Origin of the sequence: Christiangramia sp. OXR-203, assembly GCF_034372165.1 — a bacterium.
GTDB lineage: Bacteria > Bacteroidota > Bacteroidia > Flavobacteriales > Flavobacteriaceae > Christiangramia.
In genome coordinates this window covers 527495-544009 of record NZ_CP139698.1, presented here as the reverse complement: position 1 = coordinate 544009, position 16515 = coordinate 527495, and the positions used below count along the sequence as shown (strand labels likewise).

General features: G+C 39.9%; 11 protein-coding genes and 3 tRNA genes. 3 read left to right on the top strand and 11 right to left on the bottom strand.

Going from position 1 to position 16515, the window contains the following annotated elements:
• Nucleotides 1-318: 318 nt before the first annotated feature.
• Both gldJ and T8I65_RS02445 read left to right on the top strand, forming a co-directional pair.
• The gene (gldJ, locus tag T8I65_RS02450) at nucleotides 319-2013 is read left to right on the top strand and encodes a gliding motility lipoprotein GldJ (protein ID WP_322301899.1); all 1695 of its coding nucleotides are present in this window, start codon (nucleotides 319-321) and stop codon (nucleotides 2011-2013) included.
• Nucleotides 2014-2078: 65 nt separating this feature from the next.
• A complete protein-coding gene (locus T8I65_RS02445; RefSeq protein WP_322301898.1) occupies nucleotides 2079-3389 on the top strand; it encodes a UDP-N-acetylmuramoyl-tripeptide--D-alanyl-D-alanine ligase in 1311 nt (436 codons plus the stop codon).
• 249 nt (nucleotides 3390-3638) lie between these two features.
• On the opposite strand, the gene T8I65_RS02440 is transcribed toward T8I65_RS02445, so the two are convergent.
• The 10 genes from T8I65_RS02440 to T8I65_RS02395 all read right to left on the bottom strand — a co-directional run bounded on the left by T8I65_RS02440 (nucleotide 3639) and on the right by T8I65_RS02395 (nucleotide 10752).
• Nucleotides 3639-3713 (bottom strand) — tRNA-Val (locus T8I65_RS02440).
• A 74-nt stretch (nucleotides 3714-3787) separates the two neighbouring features.
• A tRNA-Val gene (locus tag T8I65_RS02435) sits at nucleotides 3788-3862 on the bottom strand.
• A 100-nt stretch (nucleotides 3863-3962) separates the two neighbouring features.
• Nucleotides 3963-4037 (bottom strand) — tRNA-Val (locus T8I65_RS02430).
• 130 nt (nucleotides 4038-4167) lie between these two features.
• On the bottom strand, nucleotides 4168-4980 hold the full coding sequence (locus tag T8I65_RS02425) for a hypothetical protein (protein ID WP_322301897.1): 813 nt from the start codon (nucleotides 4978-4980) through the stop codon (nucleotides 4168-4170).
• A 157-nt stretch (nucleotides 4981-5137) separates the two neighbouring features.
• A complete protein-coding gene (locus tag T8I65_RS02420; protein ID WP_322301896.1) occupies nucleotides 5138-6358 on the bottom strand; it encodes a folylpolyglutamate synthase/dihydrofolate synthase family protein in 1221 nt (406 codons plus the stop codon).
• Nucleotides 6359-7183 (bottom strand): energy transducer TonB, encoded by an 825-nt coding sequence (locus T8I65_RS02415; protein ID WP_322301895.1) that lies wholly within the window; start codon nucleotides 7181-7183, stop codon nucleotides 6359-6361.
• A gap of 3 nt (nucleotides 7184-7186) precedes the next feature.
• Complete coding sequence (locus T8I65_RS02410) at nucleotides 7187-7579, bottom strand: ExbD/TolR family protein (RefSeq protein ID WP_026915097.1); 393 nt, start codon at nucleotides 7577-7579, stop codon at nucleotides 7187-7189.
• 1 nt (nucleotide 7580) lies between these two features.
• On the bottom strand, nucleotides 7581-8282 hold the full coding sequence (locus tag T8I65_RS02405) for a MotA/TolQ/ExbB proton channel family protein (RefSeq protein ID WP_322301894.1): 702 nt from the start codon (nucleotides 8280-8282) through the stop codon (nucleotides 7581-7583).
• Between the two features lie 113 nt (nucleotides 8283-8395).
• Entirely contained in the window at nucleotides 8396-9622 is a 1227-nt protein-coding gene (locus T8I65_RS02400) for a Glu/Leu/Phe/Val dehydrogenase dimerization domain-containing protein (protein WP_322301893.1), read from the bottom strand.
• 65 nt (nucleotides 9623-9687) lie between these two features.
• Entirely contained in the window at nucleotides 9688-10752 is a 1065-nt protein-coding gene (locus T8I65_RS02395) for an anhydro-N-acetylmuramic acid kinase (RefSeq protein WP_322301892.1), read from the bottom strand.
• Between the two features lie 92 nt (nucleotides 10753-10844).
• Here T8I65_RS02395 and T8I65_RS02390 point away from each other — a divergent pair, with 92 nt between their 5' ends.
• Nucleotides 10845-11987: an acyl-CoA dehydrogenase gene (locus T8I65_RS02390; protein ID WP_322301891.1), complete on the top strand. Its 1143-nt coding sequence runs from the start codon at nucleotides 10845-10847 to the stop codon at nucleotides 11985-11987.
• A gap of 70 nt (nucleotides 11988-12057) precedes the next feature.
• On the opposite strand, the gene T8I65_RS02385 is transcribed toward T8I65_RS02390, so the two are convergent.
• Entirely contained in the window at nucleotides 12058-16401 is a 4344-nt protein-coding gene (locus T8I65_RS02385; protein WP_322301890.1) for a hypothetical protein, read from the bottom strand.
• Nucleotides 16402-16515: the final 114 nt, after the last annotated feature.

Here is a 16515-nt window from a genome sequence, read left to right as displayed (position 1 = left end):
CGTGAGATAACTAAACCTTAAATAGTTATAACTCAATATACATTCATTTATTGCAATTTTTTGGCATAAATTGAAATTGCTTAATGAAATTATATGCATCACTACAATTTTTCAGGTTTCCATCCATTTTTTAAAGAAGATATTCATCCAAACCTAACAGCCTAGTAACTAAGCTTCTATAAATCAATGTTACCTATATCTATATCAGGCAGTTATAGCTTTCAGAGAGCTTTTAGAATTAACAAAATAATCTTGTACTTTTATCGTTAATTAGTATATTGCAAAGCCTAATTTTCTATCATTTAAGAAGGGAATACTATGAAATTGAATGTAGCTTTTAAAGCCGTAATTGCTGTGGTTTGTGGCGTAAGCTTACTGAGCTGTAATAAATCGAACAATTACAAAAATACCTCAAGAGCAACCGGTTGGGATATCAATTCTGACGAAGGTGGCTTTCAATACAATACAGATTACGAAGAGCAGGATGCTGCACCAGGTCTTGTATTTGTAGAAGGAGGAACTTATACAATGGGACGCGTAGCAGATGATCCTATGCACGATTGGAATAACACTCCAACTCAACAACACGTGCAGTCATTCTACATGGATGAAACCGAAGTTACCAATAAAATGTATCTGGAATATCTAGATTGGTTAAGAAAAGTTTTCCCACCAAGTGAAGAGAATTACAAAAACATATACACCGGTGCTTTACCAGATACTCTTGTTTGGAGAAACCGCTTAGGGTATAATGAAACCATGGTTACCAACTATCTCCGTCACCCGGCGTATGCTGAATACCCGGTAGTAGGTGTAAGCTGGATACAGGCTGTCGAATTTAGCAAATGGAGAACAGACCGTGTAAACGAAAGCAATCTCGAAAAAGAAGGTTTTATAAAAGAGGGTGCAAGATATACAGGTGTAGCAGCAGGTACAACTTTCAATACCGATACGTATATTCATTCACCTAGCAAAGCTTACGGAGGTAATACAGAGATTAGCCAGGGTGGAGACGAATCTCAAGACAGACTTTCTGAAACCAACGAAGCAGGTAATCCTATCAAAAAAGTTTATCCAGGTCGCGAAAGTGGTTTGATATATCCGGAATACAGACTTCCAACGGAAGCAGAATGGGAATATGCAGCGCTGGGTCTTACCGGAATCAGAAGCTATAACACCTATCGTGGACGTAAGAAATATCCATGGGACGGACAGTATACCAGAAATGGTGATGTAAAGAAAATGGGAGATCAGCTGGCTAACTTTAAGCAAGGTGATGGTGACTATGGCGGAATTGCCGGATGGAGCGATGATGGAGCTGATATTACTGCTGAAGTGAAATCCTATGAGCCTAACGATTTTGGTCTATATGATATGGCTGGAAACGTATCTGAATGGGTAGCTGATGTTTACAGACCTATAGTAGATGATGAATTCAACGATTTCAACTACTACCGTGGTAACGTTTACACTAAACACGCTATTAATGAAGATGGTTCAGTTAAAGTTGTAGGGACTGATGACGTTGTATATGACACTTTAAGTAACGGGAAACTTGTGGCAAGAAATCTTCCAGGTGAAATTGCACAGGTTGCAGTTACTGAAGAGGATACTTATATGAGAACTAACTTTACAGATAGTGACCAGAGAAACTTCCGTGATGGCGATAAGAGTTCCAGCAGATATTACCAGGCATTTCAGCAAGATGATGAAGATCCTAACAAGAGAATGTACAACTCTCCCAAGTATGACAACTTCACTTATGCTGATAGTAGTTCTGATGCTTCTTTATCTAAAAGGGGGTACGACACAGAGAAAAGAACAACACTCGTTAGCGACGAAGTAAGGGTATACAAAGGCGGTAGCTGGAGAGATCGCGCTTACTGGCTGGATCCGGCACAAAGAAGATATTTCCCACAGGATATGGCAACAGACTATATTGGTTTTAGAAACGCTATGTCCAGAGTTGGCTCAAAGTCTCTTAATGACAATAAAACTGCAAGAAGCAACTAGACTTCTCAGCATAAAATAAACTTAAAGCCCTAACTTGTTTAGGGCTTTTTTTATAGATTTATTTTATGAATACAGCCAGACTACACCAACGCTTCCTATTATGTAGCGGAGCAAACACAGATACCAGAAAAATCAAACAAGGTTGCATGTACTTCGCTCTTAAGGGCGAAAACTTCGACGGAAACCTATTTGCGGCAGACGCACTAGCTGCGGGCGCACGTTACGTGGTTGTTGATGACAAATTGGTAGCGGAGTCAAATGAGCAATACATACTAGTAAAGAACGTACTAGAATCATTACAAAAGCTAGCGCTGTTCCATAGGAACTATCTAGGGATTCCTATCCTGGCGATCACTGGAAGTAACGGCAAAACAACCACGAAAGAATTGATCAACGCCGTACTTTCCAGAAAGTTCAAAACCATTGCTACACATGGCAATTTAAATAATCATATAGGAGTGCCACTTACATTGCTATCCATGGATCAGCAAACTGAATTCGGGATTGTTGAAATGGGTGCAAACCATCCGTTAGAGATTGCCTTTCTGTGCACTATCGCAAATCCAGATTATGGATATATCACAAACTTTGGCAAAGCCCATTTGGAAGGATTCGGTAGCCTTGAAGGCGTTGTAAAAGCAAAGACCGAACTTTACCATCATCTGCAGGAAGAGACCAAACTCATATTTCTTAACCTGGACGACGAAGTACAACAAAAACACAGAAATTATAAACACACATTTGCATTTGGAGAACATCCGGAATCTGAAGTTCAGGTAAAATATCTGGACGGTGAGAAATACGCCGGCGTACATTATAATCAAACAGACTTCATTAGTAAACTTACAGGTAATTATAATGGTCGGAATATGGCAGCTGCCTTGTGCATAGGGCTATATTTTAAAGTCCCTTTTGATGAAATAGAAAAGGCGATTGCCGCATATTCACCAGATAATAATAGATCAGAGATGATCGAAGCTGGAAGCAATACGATCATTTTGGACGCTTACAACGCCAATCCAACAAGTATGCAGGCAGCACTGCAAAACTTTTCTAGTCTCAAAACAGATAAACAAAAAATAGCCATTCTTGGAGATATGTTCGAATTAGGGAGTTCTGCGCCGGTAGAGCATCAATCGATCATTACAGATGCCGAAAACGGCAACCTGACGGAGATATACCTAATTGGAGATAATTTTAATCTAACTGACACTTCCAGCAGCTTTACCTTTAAATTCAAGTCGATGGAAGCCTTGAAAAATCACCTGGAAGAAACGAATTTCAAGAACTGTTATTTTTTGATCAAGGGGTCAAGAGGAATGGCTCTCGAAAGAGTTCTGGAAAATATTCCCGCAGAAAAGTCCAATAAGAGGTAAACTAAAATAGTTCATAATCTAGCGTAAAGCGGCATCATCTATTCGAAAGGAGCTAAGACTGTATGCTAATTTAGGTTAGATTCGCACTATGATAAAGAAACAATACAAAATTCTGATATCAGCTTTAAGCATCACGGTCATAGCACTAATCATTTTGATTAGCACCTTGCTTTCGTAAAGCTGTAAAACAAAATACATAAATAAAAGGTTCCTTCGGGAACCTTTTTCAGTTTAAAAAGAATTAAATAGTGAGTGATACTGGATTCGAACCAGTGACCCCTACCCTGTCAAGGTAGTGCTCTGAACCAACTGAGCTAATCACCCTTGATTCCAAATATAGATAAACAAAAGTTATAACATAAAAAAAGGCTTCCAAAAATGGAAGCCTTTTTACTAAGTGGGCGCGAAGGGATTCGAACCCCTGACCCCTTGGGTGTAAACCAAGTGCTCTGAACCAACTGAGCTACGCGCCCGATTAAATCGATATTCAATAAATTTTTGCAAACACTACTCAGCAAGTATACTGAGTTAAGCTAAAAAAAGGTTTTCATTACTGAAAACCTTTTGATTCTGTGGGCGCGAAGGGATTCGAACCCCTGACCCCTTGGGTGTAAACCAAGTGCTCTGAACCAACTGAGCTACGCGCCCTTGCGTGATTGCGGATGCAAATATAGACTACATTTTCATTTACACAAAACAATTTTAAAGAAATTACAAAAGAAAAACTGTGATAGAGTACTCCTGAATTGGAACTTATTAATTATGAATAAGTTGTATACTATTTCATAAGTGCTGGAACATTTCTATAAACATAGTCCCCATGTTTTCCCGTAAATAGTTTAGCCATTTCTTCCATAAATTCTGATCTTTCATCTTCATCTGCCCATTGAGAATTTACAAGACCTTGTTCCTCTTCAAAGAACTCTTCAATATCTCCAAGTTTATCGAATACGAATACTTCATTCATTTCACGAGCATTTGATCCCCAGAGATGCCTGTGCGTATAGTAACCCTTTAATTTCTTACTCTTTTTAGTGATGTTTTCGTAATACTGCTTAAAGTTCTCTGGCGTTCCCTCTCCATTCATACTTAGATCTGCAGTCCTTACATAATAAATCTTTGAGTTTTCTTTATCTACAGTTTCTGGAATTGAAAATTGCATGGATTGATAGATCTCATCCCGATGATCTGGAGAATAATAAGACTGTTGTTTTTCAAAGAATTTCTTTCTGGATTCCTCATCTTTCCAGCCTTCAGCAATAAGTTCTTCAGTTCTGCTGTTCGCCTCTTCTATATCGTTCCAGGTTCTGTAAACATTCACAAGAACAACTTCCGAATTATCTGGAGTAAAATAATGCGTATAAACGCCAGAACTAAGAATAAGGTCATTTCTACTGGTAACCTTTTCAAAATACTCCTTTTCAGTATCTAACCATCCCGAGAAATCTGTATCAGGATCATCGCTCCAGTGCGTTGTGGTCATCGTAATGTAAACCGGTTCGTACTGCTCGGTTTCTTCAGTTTCCTGCGCGTATACTGCAAGCTGAAAGCCCAGGAATAACAGAATGCTTAATTGAATAGTGCTTTTCATTTTGTCAAGTTTTAGTTATTAAAACACAGCAAAATGGTTAGCCCAATGTAGGATTGGAGTTATAATAGCCTGTAGGATATTTCAGAAGTAGGGAAGCGCTCTATCACAGAGTCTTCTAAAGATACAAATAAATGTTAACTAACACATTATCATTAGTCTATAGAACTTCAGCAACTGTAAAATTACTGCCTCCAATAAAAATTAGATCTTCAGTATCAGCTCTTTTCCGCGCGCTAATATATGCTTCGGAAATAGAAGAATATACATTTCCATTCAAACCAAATTTGAGACTTTCTTTCTGCAGAAATTCAGCAGGCATTCCACGAGGTACATCTGGCTTCGCAAAGTAAAAGTCGGCGTTTTTGGGTAATAATGGTAGAATTGAGTTCAAATCCTTATCATTAACGACTCCCAAAACTATATGTAATCGGGTGAAATTTTCTTTCTGAAGTTGCTGCAATACCAGCTTAAGCCCTTCAGCGTTGTGGGCGGTATCACAAATGATCTTAGGCTCATTGCCCAATATCTCCCATCGGCCTCTTAAACCCGTATTGCTCTGTACTTTATTTAAACCAAGAATAATAGCTTCAGAAGTTATCTGCCAGCCACCTTTGCGTAACACCTCAATACTTGCCAGAACTGTCTTTTTATTATACTCCTGATAAGTTCCTATAAGATCGGAATCAACTTCAGGTAGCTCAAATTCATCAGCAAAAAACAGAGGAGAATCCACTTCAGCAGCCTTTGCAATAAAAACTGGCATGGTTTGATCGTGTCTCTCGCCAATTACAACCGGAACAGAATTTTTAATAATACCGGCTTTTTCAATAGCAATTGCAGGCAAATCTGTTCCCAGAAATGCAGTATGATCCAGACCAATATTGGTTATTACAGATAATTGGGGAGTGATAATATTCGTTGAATCTAAACGTCCTCCAAGCCCGGTCTCGATGATCGCAATGTCAACTTCGCTCTTTGCAAAATAGTCAAAAGCCATTCCCACAGTCATTTCAAAAAAACTAAGTCGGTTGGTTTCCAGAAAATTTTGATTCTCTTCAATAAAACCAACAACTTCTTCTTCTGAAATCACCACACCATTAATTCTTATTCGTTCTCGAAAATCCTTCAGGTGTGGCGAAGTGTAAAGCCCCGTTTTATAGCCTGCTTCCTGAAATATTGAAGCAAGCATATGACTTACCGAGCCTTTACCATTTGTTCCGGCTACATGAATACTTCGGAATTTATTTTCGGGATGCCCAAGGTGTTCTGCAAGTTTAAGGGTATTGGAAAGATCCTTCTTAAACGCACTTTTTCCTACCCGCTGATACATGGGTAACTGCTGAAACATCCACTCCAGGGTTTCCTGATAGGATTTCAATTATTCGGTAAGTTTAAAGTTATAAATTATGGTTCCAACCTGTTTAGAAGGTGCATTGGAATCACTGTTGAATCTGGTTGCCAGAGCGGCTCTTTTAGCAGGACCTGTTAGACAGGTTGCACTATTAGTAGTGCCTTTCATACCGGGCTGAGCACTTACTACGCGTCCGGTTTGATCTACCACGATCTTCACCACCACGATTCCAGACTCATTACAATCCTGCACAAATTTCTCTTTGTTCAAAGCTTTTCTTCCTCCAAGCCTGTAATTTCCGTCACCATCCAATCCTGATCCCTGCCCATAATAAGAACTGGCGTTGGGATCACCATCTGGGCTACCTTTATCTCCAGCCTGGTTGTCGTTACCCTCACCGCCGGTAGCAGTTCCAGATCTTTCAGGTCCGTTCAAGATACTACTTAAGGCATCATTAGTAGATTTATCTGGCTTTGGCTCCGGTTTCTTTACCGGCTTTGACTCTTCCTTCGGAGGTTCCGGTTGCTTTGTTTTTACAGGGGTCGGTTGTTTTTTCTTTTTCTCGATCACAGGAGCTTCTTCAGTATCCTGAGTTACAACTTCCTTTTCGATCACAGGTTCAGACTGCACCGGTTGAGCTGCTGCCTGCTTAGGAGCAGACTTTACCGGCTCAGTAGGTTGCTTGTCGCCAGAACCAACTTCCGAAGTACCAAAATTTATCGCGATCCCATTTTCAGGCGGTGGATCTAAATACGTCATTCCGAAAAAAATCAACAGAAGAATAAGCAGCACATGTAACACTACAGTGATGGTAAATGACTTCTTCTCATGTTTAGTTTCCAGCATCGACATTTTTTATTCAGGTTTTACTGCTAATACGATCTTATAGCTATTACGATTGGCAATATCCATTACGTTCACAGCTTTCTCAATTGGCACTCCTTCTTCAGCCCGCAAAATAATCGTTGGGTTCTCTTCTCCGGCAAGTTTCGTCTTCAGTGTAGATTCAAGCGCGCTACTACTTATACGTTCGCTATTAATATAGAACTGCAGATCTTTTGTGATACTCACAGAAAGTGTTTGCTGACTGGTGGTCTTACCCTTTGCTTTTGGCAAGATAAGATCCAGCGCTTCCGGAGTGATCACAGGTGAAGTCAGCATAAAAAATATGAGTAGTAGAAAAACCACATCGGTCATCGAACTCATACTAAATTCCGGACTTACTTTATTTCTACCTCTTAAATTCATATTAAGCCGGTTCGTTTAACAGGTCAAGAAAATCTACTGCAGTTGCTTCCATCTGGTGCACTACTTTATCAGTTTTTACTACAAGGTGATTATATCCAATATAGGCTATAATACCAACTATAAGCCCAGCTACCGTCGTGGTCATTGCTGTGTAAATACCTTCTGCAAGAGCTCCCATTTGAGCCTGCCCACTACTCGTTGCCAGTTCATGGAAAGCAAGCACCATACCAATAACGGTTCCAAGGAAACCAATCATAGGAGCAGCTCCGGCAACAGTTGCCAGGATACTTACGTTTTTCTCAAGCTTGTAAACTTCCAGTCTTCCTGCGTTCTCTATAGCGGTATTGATATCTTCCAACGGACTCCCAATTCTGGAAATACCTTTTTCGGTTAATCTCGCCACTGGAGAATCACTTTGAGCGCAACGAATCTTTGCAGATTCTATGTTGCCATTTTGAACACTATCTTTGATCTGGAGCATAAAATTTTTATCCACCCTGCTCGCCGCTTTGATCGCGAATAATCTTTCAAAATAGATATAGACTGCCGCAAATAATAAAACAAATAGAATGATAATGATGATCTGGCCACCTAGACCTCCGCTAAACATCAAATCAAATAAGGAAAGAGTTTTCTCCTCTACGACTGGTTCTGCTACCTGAGCAGCATCTACCACCTCGTCCTGCTGTAAAAAATTAAGCATATGTATAATTGGGTTTTGTAATGTAACGTGCTATCGCGCTTTAAATTGTAAATCAAATTTAAATAAAGAAAAGCCCGCTTTCACGGGCTTTTTCAAATTATTTGCACAAACTTTTAAACAAGCTGTTTCAGAGCAACTTCAAAGGCTGTTCTGCTAATATTAGTCTTGCTACTATTATTATTAAAAGTATTCTGAATGGCATTCTTGATCGTCATAGAAGTATCATTAAAGATAGCCTCATCGGTCATTTGCACTCTTCTTTCCATGAAATAAGCGAAAACTCTGGCCATCCCGCAATTGGAGATAAAATCTGGAATAAGACTTACTCGCTCATCAGTATATTCCATAATAGGACCAAAAAAGATCTCTTTATCTGCAAACGGAACATTCGCTCCACAGGAAATTACTTCCAGTTTGCGATCAATCAGGTTCGTGATCTGTTCCTTGGAGATCAATCTCGAAGCTGCACAGGGAGCAAAGATTTCTGCATCAAGCTTCCATACTTTCTCATTCACTTCTTCAAAAGGCATCACCTTGTCGTGACGCAGGGCATTTCCATCTTTATCAAGAAACATTTGCTGGATCTCTTCAAAGCTAAAACCTTCCTCATTGATAAGACCACCTGCTCTATCGATAATCCCTACAATTTTAGCACCCATCTGCGCCAGGTAATAAGCAGCAGCAGAACCTACATTTCCAAACCCCTGTACGATCGCACGCTTACCTTTTATATCTCCACCATAAATTTCATAAAAATGATGAACAGCTTCTGCAACACCATAACCGGTGATCATATCTGCCACAGTGTATTTTCTACTGATGTCTGGAGAGAAGTTAGTATTTTCCAGGACTTTGATCACACCTTGTCTCAATTGCCCAATTCTGTTGATCTTATCTGCTTCCGTAGGTTGAAAATGTCCGTTAAAAACACCTTCCTGTGGATGCCATACCCCGCAATCTTCAGTAATTGGAATCACTTCATTGATTTCATCTACATTTAGATCTCCACCGGTACCGTAATAACTTTTCAATAATGGAGAAACAGCCTTATACCAGCGTTCTAAAACACCCTTTTTACGAGGATCTGCAGGGTCAAAGTTGATTCCCGATTTTGCTCCTCCAATTGGAGGGCCCGAAACCGTAAATTTCACTTCCATGGTCTTTGCCAGGGAAAGCACTTCATTTTGATCCAATCCCACACGCATTCTGGTACCACCACCGGCAGCTCCTCCCCTAAGAGAATTGATCACCGTCCAGCCTTCAGCATCTGTTTCTGAATCCTTCCAGTTAAAAACAATTTCAGGTTCTTTATTCTCGTATACTTTGAGTAATTCTTTCATTTTTGGATTATTTTGAAGCAAATATAAAAAACTAAGCAGGCTCTATTCCGAATTTGATAAAATATTCAGGGTTCGTAAATACGTCCTGAAGAATGATCCATTTTTGCCCCGGTGACTAACGAAAGGACATTTATTTCTCCTCTTAATTTAAGTGCACCCAGAAGTGCAAATATCAAAGCTTCTTTAAAATCTATGATTTCTTTCTTCGGAATTACAAATTCAGCATCAGAATGTGATCTCAATCTTTCAATTAGAAAACTATTGAAGGTGCCACCACCAGTTAGAAGTATTTCTGAAGTTGAAGAATTTTTCAAACATGCAGCGATCTGTATTGAAACATGCTCAGTAAACGTTCGAAGAATATCAGGTATTTCCAAGAAGTACGAATCGATTAAAGGCAATACGTATTTATCTACCCATTCTATTCCAAGTGACTTGGGAGGAGCTTTTTGAAAATACTTAAGGGAGTTTAAATGCTCCAGCAATTCTAAATTTACTTTTCCGGTTCTAGCCAGTTTGCCATCCTCATCAAAATTTTTACCAAGGCTGCGCATGTAATGATTAAGCACCGTGTTTACTGCACAAATATCGTAGGCTATTCTTTGTCCCTTTACTTCTTCGGAAATATTGGCAAAACCTCCAAGGTTGATACAATATTTATATTTACTGAATAATATTCGGTCTCCTATTGGAACCAGCGGAGCGCCCTGACCACCAAGTTCTACATCCTGCACTCGAAAATCGCAGACTACAGGAACGCCGGTTAGAGTGGAAAGTTTAGGTAAGTTTCCTATCTGGAACGTCAAACCCCTATCTGGCCTGTGTTTTACAGTGTGTCCATGACTACAGATCGCATCGAGAAGATCAATGTCGTACTTAGCAATAAACTTCAGAATAACTTCAGAAAGATATTTCGTGTAATCCTGATCTAAATCATTCAATTCAGCTGGCTCTAGATGGGAAGAATTCTTCAGTCTGTTCAGCCATTTTTCAGAATAAGGAATAGTTTCAGAATATATGATCTTGAAATTCGTAGCATTGCTGAAGCTCAATTCGGTAAAAACGAGATCGACGCCATCCAGAGAGGTGCCAGACATGATTCCAAGCAATCTATACTCGTTTTTTTTCATATTCGTAAAAATACTCAATATCAATTGAATTATAGATACCAAAAAGCTATCTTTGCCCTCCAAAAATCAGTTTTTTATAAATTTCTTTTCAGATGGATTTTAAACTTACCGAAGAACATATAATGATACGTGATGCCGCCCGTGATTTTGCAAAGCAGGAGCTTTTGCCGGGTGTTATCGAGAGAGATGAGAAGCAGGAATTTCCGAAGGAGCTTATTAAAAAGATGGGTGAACTTGGTTTCCTTGGAATGATGGCGTCACCAGAATATGGCGGTGGTGGAATGGATACCATTTCATATGTGCTTGCGATGGAGGAACTTTCCAAGATCGATGCATCAGCTTCAGTAATGGTATCAGTGAATAACTCGCTGGTTTGCTGGGGGCTTGACACCTTCGGTAATGAGGAGCAAAAAAAGAAATATCTTTCTAAGCTTACTACTGGTGAAAAACTAGGTGCTTTTTGCCTTTCTGAACCAGAAGCAGGTAGTGATGCAACTTCACAGAGAACAACGGCTATAGATAAAGGTGATCATTACATTCTTAATGGTACCAAAAACTGGATCACCAACGGTAGTTCAGCCGACTTTTATCTTGTGATTGCTCAAACAGATAAAGAGAAAAAACATAAAGGGATCAACGCTTTTATCGTTGAAAAAGGTTCTGAAGGTTTTGAAATTGGACCTAAAGAACAGAAGTTGGGAATTAGAGGAAGTGATACACATTCTCTGAATTTCAATGATGTAAAGGTGCCTAAAGAGAATAGAATTGGTGAAGATGGCTTCGGATTTAAATTTGCCATGAAAACACTTTCTGGTGGTAGGATTGGAATAGCGGCACAAGCACTTGGAATTGCAGCAGGAGCTTATGAGCTAGCTAAAGATTACTCGAAGCAACGTAAGGCTTTTGGAACAGAAATTTGCAATCACCAGGCGATCGCCTTCAAACTTGCAGACATGCATACTCAAATTGAGGCGGCACGTCACCTGGTTATGAAAGCAGCATGGGACAAGGACCAGGGAGAAAACTATGATCTCTCAGGTGCCATGGCAAAACTTCACGCATCTAAAACTGCGATGGATGTAACTGTGGAAGCAGTTCAGGTTCACGGAGGAAATGGATATGTAAAGGAATACCACGTAGAACGATTAATGCGAGATGCAAAGATCACTCAGATTTACGAAGGAACTTCTGAAATTCAGAAAATTGTGATCTCAAGAAGTATTCTTAAGGACTAAGTTCTTCGGAATTTTATAATGCAAAAGAGCAGCCAACTGGCTGCTCTTTCTATTTTTGGCTGATTATTAATTATCTCCTTGCAGAAACCACATTTTTACTGAACACTTCTCTGTCAGTAGCAACTCTAAGAATATAAACCTGATTTGCTTTCATTCTGAAATCTACAGCTAATTCAGTTCTATCTCCTTTCGTTACTTTTCGATCTTTGTAAGTTCTTAATAACTGACCTTTAAGATCATAAACCTGTATAGTAACATTTGAAGTATATTCAAAGTCATATTGTACAGTTAACCTTTCTTTGAAAGGAACAGGAGAAGCTTTGAAGCCACTTGTCACCGAAGAGGAATTCTTGGCTGGCTTACCTTTTCCTGGTCTTGTGTCTTCCTGTTCTTCACATCCCTCTGAAGGGGCTGATGTTGCTTTAGATCCACGAAGTGTACAACCTGCGTTGTTCAATTCATCCAAATAACTACCAGCTGCACCAGCGTTACTGAAATTATCCTGAACATACACTATCAATTCAGCCTCAGTAAGGATTTCGTAGTTCACGTCACCATTACAAATATTTAATAATGCAGCTACAGATTGTCTACCTAGATTGTAGATTCCGCCACCACCCTGGTTCAGCACTTCCAGCAAGGTTTTACCCTGTAATTGTGAAGGAGTACTATTTCCAAATACATCAGAATACAAGGTGCAGGTTGAATAACAAGACCATCTGTCTGTATGATTTTTCCAGTAACCTAAAGTACATCCCTGGAAATTTTCACATATTGGTTCTTCCAATCTAATCTCAGTTCTTCCGGAATCACAGCCATTACCGCTTAAACCGAAGATAACATAGTCACCTGGCGGAAGATCAAATCCTGCTAGAGATTGTTTTTCGGCGTACAACACAGTTTCACCACTAGTAATTCTATAGGTAAAGAATTCTGTATCGATATTAGAATTTGCTCCAACTCTTATCAATACATTACCCAAACCAGTATCACAATCGGGTTGAGTTATTGTTACATCAAGAGGGAAATTAGTTGCAGGTATTTGCTGAATTTCTACTTGTCCAGAATCGCTCACACATCCATCTTTACCAAATTTGATTACAAAATCATGAAGCCCTACTGAAAGTGAAATGGCTCCAGCATATAGATCAAAGGATAATCCATCATCAAAACTTATATAAAGATTCTGTGGATCACCTAAGAAAATAAAGCTTCCATCACCACCAATACAATCTGCAAGTTGGGTTTGAATTTCTGGAATCACTATTTCATCAGGTTCGGAAATAATAATACCATCAATCGCTAATCCACATTCATTAGCATCTGAAACTACAATACCATATTCCTGAGGAGTCAAACCACTTAGCATCAGTACTCCAAACTCATTAAAATCTCCATGTTCTGAGGTATAAGGAGGCGTTCCTCCAGTCGCTGTGAAAGTAATACTTCCATCATCAAATCCTGGGCAAGACACGTCTTCTACCACAATCTGGATATCAAGAATGTCTGGCTCTGTGACCTGAATATCATTCAGACTATAAATACAGCCATTAGTATCAGTGATAATCACTGAATACGTTCCCGCAGTAAGACCTGAGATGTCCTGCGTGGTCTCACCATTACTCCATTCATAGGTGTAATCTGGCGTACCGCCACTTACACTTATATCGATGGATCCATCAGAATATCCATTACAACTTACATTGGTTGTAGCGTCCACTTCGGCTTCAAGGGTAGAAGGATCTTCTATTTCTATTTTATCGATCGTATCCGTACAACCATTAGCATCGGTCACTGTTACTGAATAAAGTCCTGCAGCCACCCCGGATAAATCCTGAGTAGTCGCATTATTACTCCATAAGTATGTGTAATCTGGTGTCCCGCCAACAACACTAATGTCAATAGCGCCATCTAATTCTCCATTACAAGTCGCGTTAGTGAATGATGTCACACTAACTACCAATTCGTCTGGCTCACTGATCTGAATATTATCTATCGTATCCGTACAACCATTAGCATCGGTCACAGTCACTGAATAAGTTCCGGCAGGTATGCCTGAGATATCCTGTGTAGTCGCATTATTACTCCATAAATACGTGTAGTCTGCTGTTCCACCACTCACGCTGATATCAATAGCGCCATCAGAATATCCATTACAACTTACATTGGTAGCGTCATCTACTTCAGCCATTAACTCATCTGGCTCTGTAATCTCGATACCATCTATAGTATCGGTACAGCCATTGGCATCGGTCACCGTCACTGAATAAGTTCCGGCAGGTATGCCTGAGATATCCTGCGTGGTCTCACCATTACTCCATTCATAGGTGTAGTCTGCTGTTCCACCACTCACACTGATATCGATAGCACCATCAGAATATCCATTACAACTTACATTCGAAGTATCAACTACCTCGGCCATTAACTCATCTGGCTGTCCTATTTGAATATCATTCAGACTATAAATACAGCCATTAGTATCAGTGATAATCACTGAATACGTTCCCGCAGTAAGACCTGAGATGTCCTGGGTGGTCGCATTATTACTCCATAAATATGTGTAATCTGGCGTACCGCCACTTACACTTACATCGATGGATCCATCAGAATATCCATTACAACTTACATTGGTTGTAGCGTCCACTTCGGCTTCAAGGGTAGAAGGATCTTCTATTTCTATATTATTGATCGTATCCGTACAACCATTAGCATCGGTCACTGTTACTGAATAAAGTCCTGCAGCCACCCCGGATAAATCCTGAGTAGTCGCATTATTACTCCATAAGTATGTGTAATCTGGTGTCCCGCCAACAACACTAATGTCAATAGCGCCATCTAATTCTCCATTACAAGTCGCGTTAGTGACTGATGTCACACTAGCTACCAATTCGTCTGGCTCACTGATCTGAATATTATCTATCGTATCGGTACAGCCATTGGCATCGGTCACCGTCACTGAATAAGTTCCGGCAGGTATGCCTGAGATATCCTGCGTGGTCTCACCATTACTCCATTCATAGGTGTAGTCTGCTGTTCCGCCACTCACACTGATATCGATAGCTCCATCAGAATCTCCATTACAACTTACATTGGTTGTATCAACTACCTCGGCCATTAACTCATCTGGCTCTGTAATCTCGATACCATCTATCGTATCGGTACAGCCATTGGCATCGGTCACCGTCACTGAATAAGTTCCGGCAGGTATGCCTGAGATATCCTGCGTGGTCTCACCATTACTCCATTTATAGGTGTAGTCTGCTGTTCCACCATTCACACTGATATCGATAGCACCATCAGAATATCCATTACAACTTAAATTATTTGTATCGACCACTTCGGCCATTAACTCATCTGGCTCTGTGATCTCGATACCAACTATAGTATCGGTACAGCCATTAGCATCGGTCACGGTCACTGAATAAGTTCCGGCAGGTATGCCTGAGATATCCTGCGTGGTCTCACCATTACTCCATTCATAGGTGTAGTCTGCTGTTCCACCATTCACACTGATATCGATAGCACCATCAGAATATCCATTACAACTTACATTATTTGAAGAATCGACTATAGCCTGAAGTTCTGTAGGTTCTCCTACCATTCCTTCAGTATCATAGGTACATCCATTAGCATCGGTAATAGTAACAGAATAAGTTCCTGGTGCTAATCCAGTTGTAGTTTTAGTGGTTTCTCCATTGGACCACGAATAAGTGTATGGCGCTAATCCGCCAACAGGAAGTGCTTCTATCTCCGCATCATCAAATTGATAACAGCTGGAATCTGTTGTACTAACAGCTCCAGAAAGTGGTGTTTCGACGTTCAGCTCCCCTAGAGTACCACATTTAGGAGCAATATCGAGAACTCCCTTGGAAGTCGTATTCGTAGTTATGTTAGTACAACTATTTTTACTTGACTGGTCTGTAACCTGTGATGCATCAGTCCATGCCAGATATAAATTTGTGATTTTTAAATTGGTGCCACAGGTATAATTAATAGGAGGATACGGCAGTTCTGTAATCGTATTAGCCGGCAAACCATCAGTATCGTTACAGCCGGAAATTGTTTCCGTAGAAATTAAATTACCTTCAGCATCTCTAACTTCCAGCGTACCAAAAAAAGCAAATGTAGGCCGGAAAGAACCAGTTTTATTATTAATAGATAAGATCAATGGGAAGCTTTGTTGTGTACCTTCATCGCAGTCCACGCAAGTTGGTGCATCCAACCGCGCCTGTACTACTAGTAAATCTTGTGAAACACAATCTGTTTGGGGCGGTAATGGAGGTGTTTGAGCTACGGCTTCAAATATCGAAATCATCAAAACGACAAGCATTAAAATGCTTTTAAGTGTTTTAATTGATAGTGATCTGAAAGAATCCAAGCTTCGTAGAAGACTAAATTGAGTAATTTTTTCCATAATGATTGATTTAATGGTTAGAACCATAACAAGCATTGAAAAGTAAAAGTAGACCGAGCAGTCATCAATGAGAAAATAGAGTATCACCTGTATAGAACAGTTTGTAGTGCATAC

Coding starts and splice junctions, on each gene's coding strand:
- gldJ (WP_322301899.1), top strand. CDS start 319: ATGAAATTGAATGTAGCTTTTAAAGCCGTAATTGCTGTGGTTTGTGGC.
- T8I65_RS02445 (WP_322301898.1), top strand. CDS start 2,079: ATGAATACAGCCAGACTACACCAACGCTTCCTATTATGTAGCGGAGCA.
- T8I65_RS02425 (WP_322301897.1), bottom strand. CDS start 4,980: ATGAAAAGCACTATTCAATTAAGCATTCTGTTATTCCTGGGCTTTCAG.
- T8I65_RS02415 (WP_322301895.1), bottom strand. CDS start 7,183: ATGTCGATGCTGGAAACTAAACATGAGAAGAAGTCATTTACCATCACT.
- T8I65_RS02410 (WP_026915097.1), bottom strand. CDS start 7,579: ATGAATTTAAGAGGTAGAAATAAAGTAAGTCCGGAATTTAGTATGAGT.
- T8I65_RS02405 (WP_322301894.1), bottom strand. CDS start 8,282: ATGCTTAATTTTTTACAGCAGGACGAGGTGGTAGATGCTGCTCAGGTA.
- T8I65_RS02400 (WP_322301893.1), bottom strand. CDS start 9,622: ATGAAAGAATTACTCAAAGTATACGAGAATAAAGAACCTGAAATTGTT.
- T8I65_RS02395 (WP_322301892.1), bottom strand. CDS start 10,752: ATGAAAAAAAACGAGTATAGATTGCTTGGAATCATGTCTGGCACCTCT.
- T8I65_RS02390 (WP_322301891.1), top strand. CDS start 10,845: ATGGATTTTAAACTTACCGAAGAACATATAATGATACGTGATGCCGCC.
- T8I65_RS02385 (WP_322301890.1), bottom strand. CDS start 16,401: ATGGAAAAAATTACTCAATTTAGTCTTCTACGAAGCTTGGATTCTTTC.